This window comes from Enterobacter huaxiensis, from assembly GCF_003594935.2.
GTDB lineage: Bacteria > Pseudomonadota > Gammaproteobacteria > Enterobacterales > Enterobacteriaceae > Enterobacter > Enterobacter huaxiensis.
The window spans coordinates 4,347,077-4,362,084 of sequence record NZ_CP043342.1; the positions used below are offsets into that span (position 1 = coordinate 4,347,077).

Annotated in this window: 16 protein-coding genes and 1 pseudogene; 7 read left to right on the plus strand and 10 right to left on the minus strand. The window is 55.7% G+C overall.

Translation table 11 applies throughout. The features are described from left to right. Positions 1-2: 2 nt before the first annotated feature. Complete coding sequence (priB, locus tag D5067_RS20685; RefSeq protein WP_119935815.1) at positions 3-317, minus strand: primosomal replication protein N; 315 nt, start codon at positions 315-317, stop codon at positions 3-5. A 6-nt stretch (positions 318-323) separates the two neighbouring features. Further along, positions 324-719: a 30S ribosomal protein S6 gene (rpsF, locus tag D5067_RS20690; protein WP_119935816.1), complete on the minus strand. Its 396-nt coding sequence runs from the start codon at positions 717-719 to the stop codon at positions 324-326. Between the two features lie 343 nt (positions 720-1,062). On the opposite strand from rpsF, the gene yjfY reads away from it, so the two are divergent. Then, positions 1,063-1,338, plus strand: a complete 276-nt coding sequence (gene yjfY / locus D5067_RS20695) for a DUF1471 family protein YjfY (protein WP_119935817.1) — start codon at positions 1,063-1,065, stop codon at positions 1,336-1,338. 138 nt (positions 1,339-1,476) lie between these two features. Here yjfY and D5067_RS20700 read toward each other — a convergent pair whose 3' ends face one another. From D5067_RS20700 to ulaA, 6 genes and pseudogenes are all read right to left on the minus strand, one after another. After that, positions 1,477-2,163, minus strand: coding sequence for an L-ribulose-5-phosphate 4-epimerase (locus D5067_RS20700; RefSeq protein ID WP_119935818.1), 687 nt, complete (start codon positions 2,161-2,163; stop codon positions 1,477-1,479). Continuing rightward, positions 2,156-3,016 (minus strand): L-ribulose-5-phosphate 3-epimerase, encoded by an 861-nt coding sequence (locus D5067_RS20705; RefSeq protein WP_119935819.1) that lies wholly within the window; start codon positions 3,014-3,016, stop codon positions 2,156-2,158. Before D5067_RS20705 ends, D5067_RS20700 begins: the two co-directional genes overlap by 8 nt. Before the next feature lie 9 nt (positions 3,017-3,025). Beyond that, positions 3,026-3,676 (minus strand): 3-keto-L-gulonate-6-phosphate decarboxylase UlaD, encoded by a 651-nt coding sequence (gene ulaD, locus D5067_RS20710; protein ID WP_023334265.1) that lies wholly within the window; start codon positions 3,674-3,676, stop codon positions 3,026-3,028. 12 nt (positions 3,677-3,688) lie between these two features. Further along, entirely contained in the window at positions 3,689-4,156 is a 468-nt protein-coding gene (gene ulaC, locus D5067_RS20715; protein ID WP_119935820.1) for a PTS ascorbate transporter subunit IIA, read from the minus strand. Positions 4,157-4,165: 9 nt separating this feature from the next. After that, positions 4,166-4,471, minus strand: a complete 306-nt coding sequence (gene ulaB / locus D5067_RS20720; RefSeq protein ID WP_000218360.1) for a PTS ascorbate transporter subunit IIB — start codon at positions 4,469-4,471, stop codon at positions 4,166-4,168. A 12-nt stretch (positions 4,472-4,483) separates the two neighbouring features. After that, positions 4,484-5,885, minus strand: a pseudogene (gene ulaA / locus D5067_RS20725) (PTS ascorbate transporter subunit IIC). Between the two features lie 358 nt (positions 5,886-6,243). Here ulaA and ulaG point away from each other — a divergent pair. Further along, complete coding sequence (gene ulaG / locus D5067_RS20730) at positions 6,244-7,308, plus strand: L-ascorbate 6-phosphate lactonase (RefSeq protein WP_119935821.1); 1,065 nt, start codon at positions 6,244-6,246, stop codon at positions 7,306-7,308. Positions 7,309-7,419: 111 nt separating this feature from the next. Continuing rightward, a complete protein-coding gene (gene ulaR / locus D5067_RS20735) occupies positions 7,420-8,175 on the plus strand; it encodes an HTH-type transcriptional regulator UlaR (RefSeq protein ID WP_119935822.1) in 756 nt (251 codons plus the stop codon). Here the strand turns inward: ulaR and yjfP are convergent. After that, positions 8,172-8,894 (minus strand): esterase, encoded by a 723-nt coding sequence (gene yjfP / locus D5067_RS20740; protein ID WP_119935823.1) that lies wholly within the window; start codon positions 8,892-8,894, stop codon positions 8,172-8,174. The two genes, ulaR and yjfP, sit on opposite strands and share 4 nt — an antisense overlap. Before the next feature lie 137 nt (positions 8,895-9,031). On the opposite strand from yjfP, the gene bsmA reads away from it, so the two are divergent. From bsmA to D5067_RS20755, 3 genes are all read left to right on the plus strand, one after another. Beyond that, positions 9,032-9,361 (plus strand): biofilm peroxide resistance protein BsmA, encoded by a 330-nt coding sequence (bsmA, locus tag D5067_RS20745; protein ID WP_119935824.1) that lies wholly within the window; start codon positions 9,032-9,034, stop codon positions 9,359-9,361. A 148-nt stretch (positions 9,362-9,509) separates the two neighbouring features. Next, positions 9,510-9,785: a DUF1471 family protease activator YjfN gene (gene yjfN / locus D5067_RS20750; RefSeq protein ID WP_148102649.1), complete on the plus strand. Its 276-nt coding sequence runs from the start codon at positions 9,510-9,512 to the stop codon at positions 9,783-9,785. Between the two features lie 170 nt (positions 9,786-9,955). After that, positions 9,956-11,887, plus strand: a complete 1,932-nt coding sequence (locus D5067_RS20755) for a methyl-accepting chemotaxis protein (protein WP_119935826.1) — start codon at positions 9,956-9,958, stop codon at positions 11,885-11,887. Here D5067_RS20755 and D5067_RS20760 read toward each other — a convergent pair. Continuing rightward, positions 11,884-13,506, minus strand: a complete 1,623-nt coding sequence (locus D5067_RS20760) for an isovaleryl-CoA dehydrogenase (protein WP_119935827.1) — start codon at positions 13,504-13,506, stop codon at positions 11,884-11,886. The two genes, D5067_RS20755 and D5067_RS20760, sit on opposite strands and share 4 nt — an antisense overlap. A gap of 195 nt (positions 13,507-13,701) precedes the next feature. On the opposite strand from D5067_RS20760, the gene D5067_RS20765 reads away from it, so the two are divergent. Then, positions 13,702-14,976 carry an MFS transporter gene (locus D5067_RS20765; protein WP_119935828.1) on the plus strand — a complete coding sequence of 425 codons (1,275 nt, stop codon included), beginning with the start codon at positions 13,702-13,704 and terminating at the stop codon, positions 14,974-14,976. Positions 14,977-15,008: the final 32 nt, after the last annotated feature.

Sequence of the window (15,008 nt, forward strand, 5' to 3'; positions counted from 1 at the left end):
GGCTAGTCTCCAGAATCTATCAAATCAATCTGCTCGGCATGCAGAACCATTTTTGTCAGGCCGTTCTTTGCCTTGTGGCAAGAAATGAACCCCTGAACAGTGACTGCGCTACCGACCGTTATACTGTGAGTAATGGCCTGGTTTTCGTGTCCGCTAATAATAACGGGCATTTGGCACCACGCCTGCCGGTGAAACCCGGCTTCCTCTTGCACAGAACGATGCTCAAGCACGAACTGGCAATGAGGAATTCCTGAGGGGCTGACCTTTCGAAGGGGGGGCCTGCACACAGTGCCAGACAACACCAGACGGTTGGTCATCAGAAATTACTCTTCAGAATCCCCAGCATCAGAATCATCTGCGGTTTCGTTTGCGAAATCATCGCGACGCTCACGGCGCTCGTCTTTCGCTTTAACCATCGGAGATGCTTCGGTAACTGCGTGCTTAGTACGCATAACCATGCTGCGGATAACGGCATCGTTGAAGCGGAAGTTAGTTTCCAGCTCATCGATCGCTTCCTGCGGTGCTTCAACGTTCAGCAGAACGTAGTGAGCTTTGTGCAGTTTGTTGATCGGATAAGCCAGCTGACGGCGGCCCCAGTCTTCCAGACGATGGATCGTGCCTTCTGCTGCAGTGATTGCACCAGTGTAGCGCTCGATCATACCCGGAACCTGTTCGCTCTGGTCAGGATGGACCATAAAAACGATTTCGTAATGACGCATCGAATTGCTCCTTACGGATTATTCAGCCTCCTGTCTGGGTCAGCCGAGGCCCGGGGAGGCAAGGAACGTGTTAAAGGTCGGCTGAAAAATTGACGCGTCATAATACTTGCGCCCCCCTGGAAACTCAAGCTGATTGCACAAATAATTCGCACAAAGCGCGAAGCGGGTCTAAGTGGGTGATTTACTATTAATCACACCCAAAGGCGCTGTTTTTTTGAACAACACCATCAGAAATGGTCGCCTATCCCCGCTGGAGAAGCGATTACACTTTAATCAGAACCCATTCGACTTCAGAAGGAGAGCACTAAACCGTCACACCGCACGCAGTCGTGGAGCGCATATCATGAAAAAAATCGCAATCGCCGTAATGGCTGCGCTTTTGCTTAGTGCAAATGCGATGGCAGCCATCAAGATAGATGGCCGACAGGCCAGAAACATGGACGATGTGCAAAGCTTAGGCGTAATTTATATCAATCATAACTTCGCCACTGAAAGTGAAGCAGATCAGGCTCTTAATGAAGAAACCGATGCTCAGGGTGCAAAATACTATCACCTCATGCTGACCCGTGAACCCGGTAGCAACGGCAACATGCACGCCAGCGCAGATATTTACCGATGATGCTTTAACGCTAGCACCAGGAAAGCCAACAACGAGAACATAGCCATACTTTGACTTGCCCCCTGCCCGGGGGCTTTTTTTATGAATGGCTCCGGAATACCACCGGTTACAACTGTTTCGGTATTCCAGAGCACTTATTCACTTCTGCCCGTAGTAGGCATTTGGGCCATGCTTGCGCATGAAATGCTTGTTCATCAGGTAGTCATCAATGCCCTGAAGCTGTGGGTTGATGCCGCGGGCAATCCACGCCATACGTGCCACTTCCTCCATGACGACCGCATTATGTACCGCGTCGTGAGCGTCTTTACCCCAGGCGAAAGGGCCATGCTGATACACGACAATCCCCGGCGTATGCAGCGGCTCACTTTCACCCAACGTGTCGATGATCACCTTGCCGGTGTTGAGCTCGTACTCGCCCTCCACTTCCGCCTGCGTTAGTGCGCGCGTGCAGGGGATGTCGCCAAAAAAGTAGTCCGCATGGGTCGTTCCGAGTGCAGGTATGGGCAGCCCCGCCTGCGCCCAGGCCGTCGCGTGCGTCGAGTGGGTATGCACGACACCGCCAAGCGACGGATATCGGCGATACAGCGCCAGATGGGTTGCGGTATCTGAAGAGGGCCGCCATTTTCCTTCCACAACCTTACCGTCGAGATCCACAACCACCATATCTTCAGCTTTCATGGTGTCATACGCGACGCCGCTAGGCTTAATCACGATCAGCCCCTGCTCGCGGTCAATAGCGCTTACGTTGCCCCAGGTGAAGGTCACCAGGCCATAACGCGGCAGATCCATGTTGGCCTCAAAGACCTGCTGTTTGAGCTTATGCATGTTCCGCCTCCAGCAGCCCTGCCCGCGCCATACGCTCGCGCACCCAGTCGCGCGCTTTCGCCACTTCTGCAGCCGGGTCATCCGACGTTTCGCTCCACATCTCAATCAGGTAAGGCCCGCAATAACCTGTCTGCTTGAGCGTCTCGAAGCATCGTTCGAAATCCACCACCCCGGCGCCGAACGGTACATTTTTGAAGACGCCTGGACGAGTGTCTTTAACGTGTACCGCCACGATATGCCCGATGCCCGCCTGCAGCTCCATCTGCACGTCGTTATCCCATGCCGACAGGTTGCCGATATCGGGATAAAGCTGGAACCACGGGTTATTCAGATAGTGCGCGTAGCCCAGCGCCTTGCTAATGGAGTTCATCAACGGGTAGTCCATTATCTCCATCGCCAGCGTGACCTGTGCGCGACTTGCCATCTCGACGCTCTCTTTCAGGCCGTCGCGGAAACGACGGCGCGTTTCATCGTTGGCTTCCTGATAGTAAACGTCATAACCCGCCAGCTGGATCACGCGGATACCGACATCCTGCGCAAAGCGAATGGCTTTACGCATGATCTCCAGCCCCTGCGCGCGTACGGCATCGTCTTCGCTGCCGAGTGGAAAACGACGGTGGGCGCTCAGGCACATGGACGGCACGCGCACGCCTGTTTCAGCAACGGCGCTCACCAGCGCCAGCCGCTGTTCGCGGCTCCAGTCGAGGCGAGAAAGGCGCTCGTCCGTCTCATCCACGGACATTTCGACAAAATCGAAACCCAGCTGTTTTGCCAGCTGCAACCGCTCCAGCCAGCACTCCCCCGCGGGGAGTGCCTTTTCATAGATGCCAAGCGGGACCTGTTTTGACAACATACCCGCTCCTTAGCCCCAAAGCTGAGCGATTGAGCGTTTGAACTGACGCGCCGCTTCCACCGGAGACGCCGCATCACGAATGCTACGACCGGCAATAAAGACGTGAATCGGGATACCCTGGAACAGCGGCAGATCCTCCAGCGCCAGACCGCCGGTGACGGTGACTTTGAAGCCCATATCCGCCAGACGCTTAATCGCGCTGATATCCGCTTCACCCCACGCCACGCCTGCAGCCTGCGCATCACGGCTACGATGGTAAACCACCTGCTGAATGCCCGCGTCGCGCCACTCCTGCGCCTGCTCCCAGGTCCAGAAGCCGGTCAGCTCAATCTGCACGTCGCCGTTGAACTCTTTTGCCACGTCCAGCGCACCTTTCGCGGTGTTGATATCGGCACAGCAAATGACGGTCACCCAGTCGGCATTGGCTTCAAAGCACATGCGGGAGAGGATTTTGCCTGCGTCTGCAATTTTGGCATCCGCCAGCACGATTTTATGCGGATACAGCGCCTTCAGGTCACGCACGGCGCGAACGCCTTCGCCCACGCACAAAATGGTGCCCACTTCGATGATGTCCACTTCTTCCGCGATCAGGCGGGTAGTTTCATAAGCGTGTGACAGCGTCTGGTTATCCAGCGCAACCTGCAACATTGGTAATGACATGTTCAATTCCTCTTAGACTGCCGCTGCTGTGGCGTTATCAATTAAATCAAGCACTTCCTGCTCGGTACGGCAGGCGCGTAAACGGTCGAAATTGGCTTCATCATCAAACAGATTGACGATCTGCATGATGCCCACCTCCTGGTGGGTGTTGGCATCAACCGCCGCCATGGTGATCAGGATGTCGACCGGGTCGTTATCTTCATGGTTAAACACCAGCGGCGTTTTCAGCGTCACCAGCGCAAAGCCGGTTTTTTTGACGCCCTCTTCCGGGCGGCCGTGCGGCATTGCCAGACCCGGTGCGATCACAAAATAGGGGCCGTGCTGCGCCACGCCATCAAGAATGGCCTGGTAGTAACGCGGCTCGACAACGTCAGCCTTTACCAGCAGATCCACGCTCAGCTTTACCGCTTCCTGCCATGTGCTGGCCTCAGCCTGCAAAAGGATGGCGTTATTCTCCACCAGCGAATCACGTAGTTTCATGGGGCGTCCTTACTTCACGTCTTGTGGGAAGTGCGCTTTGATCACTTCCAGCAGTTTTGGCCCGAAATCCGCAGGCGACAGCATGTTGCGCACGCCCACCACATATTTATTGCCCGTCACGGTGATTTCGCCGGCGATATGGGTAGAAGCGATGATGATATCTGCGCCGCTCAGCTCACTTTTGTATTCACCCACCGCGCAGCTGTTTACCGTGTGGTCAATGTTTGACTGGGTTAAAAACTGGTCCACCTTCATCTTCATGATCATGGAGCTGCCTTGCCCATTGCCACACACAGCCAGGATACGTACGGTCATAATCGAAACTCCTTAATGAGCAGAAACTTCTGCTGTTTGTTTTTCCGCATCTTCTTCGGCGCGCAGAGAACGGCCCGCGAAGAACATATAAGCCAGTGCAATCAGAATGATGACGGCCATAAAGACCAGCCCGACGGAGGCGAAGCCCTGCATCATCGGCGGTGCCAGAATTGACCAGTCCGCCATGCCCATCCAGGCGCTCATGCCGGTGAGCTTGACCGCCCACACGCAGCCGAAGATTTCAACCATGCCCATCACCAGGCAGATCTTGAGCGCCGCGCGCCAGCCGCCGAAGTGGTTAGCAAATACGCCGATGGTGGCGTTAGAGAAGAACATCGGGATAAAGCCAGGAATGATCAGGATGGACGAACCGCAGCCCACCAGGATGCCCACCGCAATCAGCTGGCCGATGGTGCCCCACATGAAGCCCCAGACCACCGCGTTTGGCGCAAAGCTGTAGATAGCCGCACAGTCAATCGCCAGTACCGCACCGGGGATCAGGCGCTGTGAAATGCCGTTAAAAGCTTCCGACAGCTCGGCAACGAACATGCGCACGCCCTGCGTGATGATGAAAATGGCCACCGCGAAGGAGAAACCGGTCTGCAGGATATAGACCGTCCAGTGGGTTTTACCCGCCATCGCCTGAACAACGTCGATCCCAAAGGAGAGCAGAATGGCGCCGAAGAAAATGGTCATCACAATCGCGGTAGAAACGATGTTGTCGTGGAAGATATTCAGCCAGCCCGGCAGCTTCAGGTCTTCAACGCTCTCTTCTTTTTTGCCCAGGAACGGCGCAACTTTATAGGCAATCCAGGAGGCAAACTGCTGCTGGTGGCCGATGGAGAAGCCGCAGCCGTCGGTCACTTCCTGGGTTGGCTTGTACATCATGTTGGAGGTGATACCCCAGTAGAGCGACACCAGCACCGCTGGTGCAGATAATCGTGGTCCACATCGGGTAGCCGAAGATATAGAAGGAAACCGCAATCAGCCCCGCCTGCTGGAACATGATGTGGCCGGTCAGCATGATGGTGCGAATGCCGGTAATGCGGCGCAACAGCACGTAGATGATGTTCAGCGCCAGCGCGAGCAGTACGGCGTATCCCACCCAGCTGTAGGCATCACCCATTCGGTCGATGGTGGCCATCATTGACGCGTAGGTATCAGAGATGGCGCCGTTGATGCCGTACACTTCCGACATTTTGGCGACGACCGGCTTAAAGGTGCTGGTCAGAATGCCAGAACCCGCCTGCAGCAGCATGAAACCGATAATGGTTTTGATGGTGCCCTTAATAATAACGCTGACGCTTTTGCGCAGAAGGATGTAGCCCAGGCACGTCACGATACCCAGCAGCAGCGGGGCGTTGGTCATTACCTGATTAAAGAACACGGTAAAGACGTTGTAGAGGATCTCCATAACTCTCTCCAGAAATGAGAACACGAGGGGCAATCCCTGTGTGGTTGGTGCCATCACTCTAGTAATCACAAATAATCACCACAAGATTGCATTTGATTATTTGTGACGCATCACGCAAATTATTTCCATGGCGTTAGTAATGATTTTCACTACCGTTCCAGATCATTGAATAAATGCTTATAATTCATGAAAATAATGATTATTACGCGATACTCTAACACCCGATACGTGAGTAATCCGTGAAGTCGAACAGATAAAATTCCGCATTTTCTCCATTGCAAACTACATCAAATGATGCCAGCATTAATCATAACGAATCACAATGTGATTACTTTTGATTAAACCCAGGAGTCAAACGATGAGTAAAGTGAACACCATCACCCGTGAATCATGGATTCTGAGCACCTTCCCCGAGTGGGGTTGCTGGCTGAACGAAGAGATTGAACAGGAACAGGTTGCTCCTGGCACCTTTGCCATGTGGTGGCTGGGCTGTACCGGTATCTGGCTGAAATCAGAAGGTGGCGCGAATATCTGCGTCGATTTCTGGTGCGGCACCGGTAAACAGAGCCACGGCAACCCGCTGATGAAAAAAGGCCATCAGATGCAGCGCATGGCGGGCGTGGAAAAGCTCCAGCCAAACCTGCGTACCACACCGTTTGTCCTCGACCCGTTTGCGATTCGTCAGATCGACGCCGTCCTGTCTACCCACGATCACAACGATCACATCGACGTGAACGTGGCAGCCGCGGTGATGCAGAACTGTGCAGACGACGTGCCGTTCATTGGGCCGCAGACCTGCGTGGATTTATGGATTGGCTGGGGCGTGCCGAAAGAGCGCTGCATTGTGATGAAGCCAGGCGACGTGGTGAAAATAAAAGACGTTGAAATCCACGCGCTGGATGCCTTTGACCGTACAGCATTGATTACTCTGCCAGCCGACCAGAAAGCGGCAGGCGTCCTGCCAGACGGTATGGACGAGCGTGCGGTGAACTACCTGTTCAAAACGCCTGGCGGTTCGCTGTATCACAGCGGTGACTCCCACTACTCCAACTACTATGCGAAGCACGGTAATGAGCACCAGATCGACGTGGCGCTCGGCTCCTACGGTGAGAACCCGCGCGGTATTACGGACAAGATGACCAGTGCCGATATGCTGCGCATGGCGGAAGCGCTGAACACCAAAGTTGTGATCCCGTTCCACCACGATATCTGGTCAAACTTCCAGGCCGATCCGCAGGAAATCCGCGTGCTGTGGGAGATGAAAAAAGATCGTCTGAAGTATGGCTTTAAGCCGTTCATCTGGCAGGTGGGTGGCAAGTTCACCTGGCCGCTGGATAAAGACAATCTTGAATACCACTATCCGCGTGGATTCGATGATTGCTTCACCATTGAACCGGACCTGCCATTTAAATCATTCCTCTGATTGTGAAGCCAAATCGCCAGACCGCTGTGTCTGGCGATGTCATATTTATTTTAGTAATTTCACGCTATTTCAAATATCATCTTTTCAAATCAATTCTTATCGGAATAGCTCATGACGGAAGCGCAACGGCATCAAATCTTACTGGAACTCCTGGCGCAAACAGGTTTTATTACCGTCGAGAAAGCGATCGAGCGTCTGGGCATTTCTCCCGCAACGGCAAGGCGAGACATCAACAAGCTGGATGAAAGCGGCAAGCTGAAGAAAGTCCGCAACGGCGCAGAGGCCATCAGCCAACAGCGCCCCCGCTGGACGCCGATGAATATCCATCAGGCGCAAAATCACGATGAAAAAGTGCGTATTGCCCGCGCCGCGTCGCAGCTGGTGAACCCCGGCGAGAGCGTGGTGATCAACTGCGGTTCGACGGCGTTTCTTCTGGGCCGTGAGATGTGTGGAAAGCCGGTCCAGATCATCACCAACTATCTGCCGCTCGCTAACTATCTCATCGATCGGGAGCATGAAAGCGTGGTGATCATGGGCGGCCAGTACAATAAAAGCCAGTCCATAACGCTCAGCCCGCAGGACAGCGAAAATAGCCTCTATGCCGGACACTGGATGTTTACCAGCGGCAAGGGGCTGACGGCGGACGGCCTGTATAAAACCGATATGCTGACCGCCATGGCGGAGCAGAACATGCTTAACGTCGTGGGCAAGCTCGTTGTGCTGGTCGACAGCAGTAAAGTGGGCGAGCGCGCAGGCATGCTGTTCAGCCGCGCCGAGCAGATAGACATGGTAATTACCGGAAAAGACGCTAACCCTGAGATCCTCCAGAAGCTGGAAGATCAGGGCGTAAAGATTCTGCGCGTTTAAAGATGCTGACGGAAGAAATCCACCGTAGCCTCCAGCGCCGTTGGCGTGATGCGATGGCGAACCCCGGCTTCCCAAAGGCAGGTCACGTTGCCATCCAGCCCTTCACGCTGTAGCGCCTGCTGAAGGCGAAAGGTATCGCCAGGAGGGACCACATCGTCAGCGTCACCGTGCCACAGCAGCAGCGGGCGATCGGCCAGGCGTGGTAATGCAGTAGTGACGTCCCATTCCGCAAGCGCTGCGGTAATACCCTCTGATTTCGTAGAAGGAAACAGCGTCTGTGAGAGCGACGTGAAATAGCCCGACCCCATCAGGCAAGCCACGGACGTCACTTCCGGATGGTGCGTCATAATCCCCAGCGCGGTCATTCCTCCCATGGATGCCCCGGCAACCGCCAGGCGTTTATCCGCCACCAGCCCGGCCTGGTATAGCGCGTCGCGCAGCCCGGAAAATTCGGTCAGATTACCGTGCAGGATTTGCCAGAACTGGCCAAGACGTTCCTGCTCGTTGCCCGTAAAACGTGCGCCGTGGTTGGGGGCATCGGGCATGACGATACGAAACCCCGCCTGGGCCAGCGCGACGGCAAAATAGCTGTAAACCAGCTTTGATGACGTAAAACCATGATAAAAAACCACAGTTGGCAGAGGGCGTTCTTTATGCCCGGCAGGGAAAGCATGTAATATTTCATGGTCGCCCAGACGGCGTATTTCAATTTCAATCATTGTCGATCCTGTTTTGATGAATGATTCATAATGTTGAGAACTGGGTTACGGTTTCACGATATTTTCATTCGAAATCTACGCCCCAGATAACACTTCGGGAACATTCCCCCAAAACTAAATTCACAGACAACTACACTATGGCTATCAGGAAACGAGATATGGTTATGCGCAGGTTTGCTGCTTTATTGCTAATGTTTCTGCTCAGTGGCTGTAGCGCGCTGCAGGGAACGCCGCAACCCGCTCCACCGGTCGCCGATCATCCGAAGGAAATTCGTCGTAATCAGACAGAAGGATTACAGCGAATGGGAACCGTCTCCGCGCTGGTTCGCGGTTCACCGGATGATGCGGAAGAGGCAATCGAAGCACAAGCCGTCGCCGCCAAAGCAGATTATTACGTCATCATTATGATCGACGAAACCATCATTACGGGACAGTGGTATTCACAGGCCATTTTGTACCGTAAGTAATGGTCATCATTTGAACGACATTTACACTGCTTTGCGTCCATAGACATTTTCCTGTCCACAATAAACTCCATGACCGCACCAATGGAAGTGAGTTTATTTGCGAAGGATTGCCCGGCGGATACCGGAGACATGTTAAATGGAGCTGACGATGAAACGAACCCTTGCTTTGACCTCTCTGCTGCTCTCAGCAGGCCTTGTGAGCACGACGGCGCAGTCAGCGGAATTCGCCAGCGCTGATTGTGTGACTGGCCTTAACGAAATTGGCCATATCTCCGTAAATAACATTACGGGGAGCCCGCAGGACGTTGAACGTGTCGTTGCTTTAAAGGCCGATGAGCAGGGAGCGTCCTGGTATCGCATCATACAGATGCAGGAAGATAGCTATGTCGATCGCTGGCGGGTACAGGCCATTCTTTATGCGTAATCCCTCCCGATAAAAGCCACTTATTTTTAGTGGCTTTACGTTTTTGCAAATTCTTTATCTTTTAAGAAACCCATTAAAAACAACTGAATAACATTTTGTTACATTATTTGAATAAATGTTAGCTCTTCTTTGCCGTTGAAGAGCCATCCCTTTTTAATAATGAGCAATTTATGATCAGTTTTTTCCGCCGTGCAGGGCTTGGCACGAAGCTTTCGCTGCTAACCGGCGTGAGTGTCGCCACGCTATTCCTGCTTTTCACTTTTCTGCTCAGCCATAAAGCCAGCCAGCAGCTTGAAGAACTTGCGGTAGAAGACCTGCATAACCAGTCCACCGGCATGGTCGACATGGTAGAGATGTTTAACACCAGCCTGAGTGAAGAGGTCGAAAGTTATACCCGACTGTTTACCACTTTCCTGCCTCAGCCGTTTACCGTCGATAATAGCCAGACCCGCACCATTAGCGGGCTTACGGTGCCCCTGCTGAAGGGGGGAGAGTCTGAGCTTCATGAAAATACGACCTTTTCTGATGACTTCCTGAACCGGACGGGCGCGATCTCCACCCTGTTTGTCCGCAGCGGAAACGACTTTGTCCGCGTAGCAACCTCCCTGCGCAAAGAGAACGGCGACCGCGCGATGGGTACCGTTCTGGATACCACCAGCGCCGCCTTTGCGGCTGTGACCAAAGGTGAAGTGTACCGTGGCCTGGCGCTGCTGTTCGGCAAGCGCTACATCACCCAGTATCAGCCGGTAAAAAACAGCGAAGGTCAGGTCATCGGGATCATCTTCGTCGGGGTGGATATCACTCACTCCTGGAACGTCATGCGCGAGAAAATCCTTAACCGCCGCCTGGGCGAGAGCGGGCACTTCTTTGTCCTGGATCGCAGCAAGGGTAAAACGCGCGGACAGTACCTGTTCCATACCGGCGAAGAAGGACAGTTGCCGAAGTGGGATGCCGCAACGCAGCAGCAGCTTCTGAGCGATAAAGCCGGCACGCTGGAGCGCGTAAGCGATGATGGGCGGACGTTGAAAATGGCCTATACGCCGCTTCCGGGGTGGAACTGGACCATCGTGGGTGAAGTGGATAAATCGGTGCTGCTCTCAAGCGTTAACACGATGCGCGACCGTTTCCTGCTGGCCGGCGTGGCGCTGTCCGCACTCTTTGCGGGCCTGTTTGTGATTATCATTCGCCGGATGCTCACCCGCCCGTTGCGGAACGTGATCGCGCTGGCCCGCCAGTATGCGGCAGGCGACCTGCGCTCCAGCCTGCCCGTCACCCGTCAGGATGAGGTCGGCCAGCTGATCGACGCCATCAACGGCATCGGCGGCGGGCTGCAAAAGATTGTCCTCCAGGTGCGCGAGGCCGCAGGCGAGATCCACATGGGCACTAACGCCCTGGCTTCCGATGCCGGAGAAATCTCCGAGCAGATCAACAAGCAGGCCAGCAGCGTTGAAGAGACGTCCGCCAGCATGGAACAGCTGGCCGCTACCGTGCAGCAAAACGCGGCCAACATGGAGCAGACGCAGCAGCTGGTAGGCGAAACGTCGCGCGCGGTGCATCAGGGCGGCGAGACGGTGACCAACGCTGTCACCACCATGGATGATATTCGCGACGCATCGAAACGTATCGAGGATATCACCCGCGTGATTGAGTCCATTGCCTTCCAGACCAATATTCTGGCGCTTAACGCGGCGGTCGAAGCGGCCCGCGCGGGCGAGCACGGCAAAGGCTTTGCCGTGGTGGCACAGGAAGTTCGCGCCCTGGCGGCGCGCAGCGCCAACGCGGTGAAGGAAATTGAGCAGCTGATTGGCGACACGCTCAACAAGGTGAGCGAAGGCCACGCGCTGTCAGAGCAGACGCGTCTGGCGATGGATTCAATCATTGTTCATATCGATAACATCAGCCAGCTGGTCACCGAGATCAACCACGCCTCCCGCGAGCAATCCGCTGGGATCGGTCAGGTGAATCTCGCCATGACGCACATCGGCGAAGCGTCGCACATCAACGCCGACCGCGTTTCACGCAGCGAGCAGACCGCACAAACGCTGCGCGAGAAAGGTTCACACCTCACCCATCTGGTAAGCCTGTTCCAGCTAAAAGGCTAGCCGACTCTGCCCGTGGCGCGCAGCAGCAGGTCGTTCTGCACCTGCGCGCTCATCAGCGTTCCGCCACGCCCGTCCAGCATCATTTGGCACCATGCCTGCGCTACGGGCGGCGATGCGTGCCGCAGCATCTGGCTGCCGGCCCCCAGTAAGAAGAGCTGCTGGGTTATCTCCCTTCCCTGTGCCTCCTGCGGTTTACGCAGTTTTTGCTGGAGCTGTCGCCAGCTGCGATCGAAGTGTCTGTCCTGCCCTTTTACCTGAGCAAAATCATCGGCAAGCAGGTCGAGCATACCGGGCTGCTTCGCCAGCACGCGCAGCACGTCCAGGCACATGATGTTGCCTGACCCCTCCCAGATACTGTTGACCGGCATCTCACGGTAAAGCCGCGGAAGCTCGCTCTCCTCGCAGTAGCCAATCCCGCCCAGCGCTTCCATCGCCTCTGCGACAAAGGGGATACCTGCTTTGCACACGCTAAATTTTGCCGCAGGGGTGAACAGCCGCGCCCATGCCGCCTCTTGCGGATCGGCGCGCTTGTCCCACGCGCGGGCCAGGCGGAACAGCATCGCCGTTTGCCCTTCCAGCACCAGGGCCATTCGGCTTAAGACTTCGCGCATTAACGGCTGTTCGATAAGGTTTTTGCCAAACGTCTGTCGCTGATGCGCATGGTACAGCGCCACGGACAGCGCACGACGCATCAGCCCGTGGCTCCCCAGCGCGCAGTCAAAGCGCGTCAGGCCGCCCATTTTGAGGATCTGCCGCACCCCTTCGCCCTCTTCCCCCAGCAGCCAGCCGGAGGCATCGAGAAACTCCGCTTCGCTGCTGGCGTTGGAGCGGTTGCCCATCTTGTCTTTCAGACGCTCCAGCCGCACGGCGTTGCGTTGCCCGTCGGGTAAAAATCGCGGGACAAAAAAGCAGGATAAACCGCCTTTTGCCTGTGCCAGCACCAGATGCGCATCGCTTTGGGGGACGGAGAAAAACCATTTATGCCCCACCAGCCGGTAGCTGCCGTCACTGCATTTTTCCGCTTTAGTAGTATTGCTGAGCACGTCCGAGCCGCCCTGCTTTTCCGTCATTCCCATGCCAATCAGCAGGCCGCGCTTTTGCGCGCCCGGTGCGAGATGAGGATCGTAGCGATCGCTCAACAACGGTGTAAGCCAGTCATGGAAAGCGTTGGGGAGCGCCTGCAGCAGCAGAGGCGTGGCGGCAAAGGTCATGGTGACGGGGCAAAGCGTGCCCGCTTCCACCTGCGCATGCAGCACAAAGCGAGCAGCCCTGGCGACAAACGCGCCTTTCCGCGCCTCCTCTTCCCAGGCCAGGTTATGAACGCGGTTGGCGCAAAGCCCCTGCATCAGCAGGTGCCACGCGGGGTGAAAACGAACGTCGTCCAGCCGTTCGCCCATGGCGTCGTAGCGCAACAATTCCGGCGGGTTCACGTTTGCCAGCCTGCCCAGCTCCAGCGATTCCGCCGTGCCCAGCTGCTGGCCAATGCTGGCAAGAAGTTCGATATCCCATCCGGCGCCTTCACGGCTTACGGCGTCACGAAGCGCACAGTCCGAGAGGAAAAGGTTGCTGTTAGAAAGTGGAGCGGGTTGGTTGAAAACGGTATGCGTCTGCCAGTGCATGCTGTGTCCCTCCTTCAGTGGCAATTGAAGGTAAGTATGGACAGACCGCGCGCCCGCCGCATGGGAGGGGGGTCACAACGTGGCGATCCCGCTGATATCGTTCGTGAAACAGCTCACAGAACATAAGAATAAAGTATTTTCAGGCTTCGATTTTGTTGAATAATTTATTCTTACCCCCTTTCAGTGAGGATTGTCATGCAACAGGACGCGCACAAGCGTGCATTAATTGCAGGCTCCATTGGTAATTTCATCGAGTGGTACGAGTTCGCGGTTTACGGTTTTCTGGCAACCGTCATTGCGAAAAACTTCTTCCAGCTTGAAGGGGAAACGGGGCTCACCAGCCTGATCCTCACCTACGCCTCGTTTGCCATCGCCTTTTTCTTCCGCCCGCTGGGAGCCGTAGTCTTTGGCCACATTGGCGACAGGATTGGCCGTAAGCCCACGCTCATTATCGTACTGGTGCTGATGACGCTGGCGACCGCCGCCATCGGTCTTGTGCCGGTCTACGCCAGCATTGGCATTGCAGCCCCCCTGATCGTCACGCTGCTTCGCATCCTGCAGGGGCTATTTGCGGGTGGCGAATACGGCGGCGCAGTCTCGCTGATGACGGAGTTCGCCCCGCGCGGCAAGCGTGGGCTCTATGGCGCGTGGCAGTCTTTTACCGTGGCACTGGGGTTACTGGCGGGTGCAGGCATCGTGGCGCTGCTCTCCGCGATCCTCACGCCAGAAGCACTGCACGACTGGGGCTGGCGCATTCCCTTCTTCCTGGCGCTGCCCATGGGGGTGGTTGCCCTGTGGCTGCGGGTGAGCATGGAAGAGACGCCAAGCTTTGTGCAGCAGCAGGAGAAACCGGTCGCGGCACGGGCGGATACCGTCGCCACGTTCAAGGCTATCGTGATGGGGATAGGCCGCGTGATGGTCTGGTCTGCGGCGGGGTATACCTATCTGGTGATTATGCCGACCTATCTGCAGTCGGCGCTGCATACCGGGTTTAACCAGGCGCTGCTGATTGCAGTAATTTCCAATATCGGGTTTGCGCTCACCATCATTCCGTCGGGGATCCTGAGCGACAGGATCGGGCGCCGCACGGTGATGATTATCGCCACCGCGCTATTGCTGATCCTTGCCCTGCCGCTGCTGAAAATTCTGCAGGCGGAGTCCAGCACGCTGGCGGTAAAAGCCGTTGTGGTATTGATTGCGGGTGGGCTGGTAGGGATGCTGGCCGGACCGGGTCCGGCAATGCTCTCGGAGATGTTCCCGACGCGCGTACGCTATACCGGGCTTGGGCTGGCGTATTCCCTGTCGAACGCGATTTTCTCGGGATGTGCGGGATTAATCATTACCGGGCTGATTAAGCAGACGGGCAACCTGGATATTCCGGCCTATTACGTGATGGCGACGGCGGTGGTAAGTATCTTTGCGCTGATGACGCTGAGAAAGGATGACCATTTGCGGTCGCTGGAGGAGTGAGGTTGTCACCGTCTGGTGCCCTCACCCCGGCC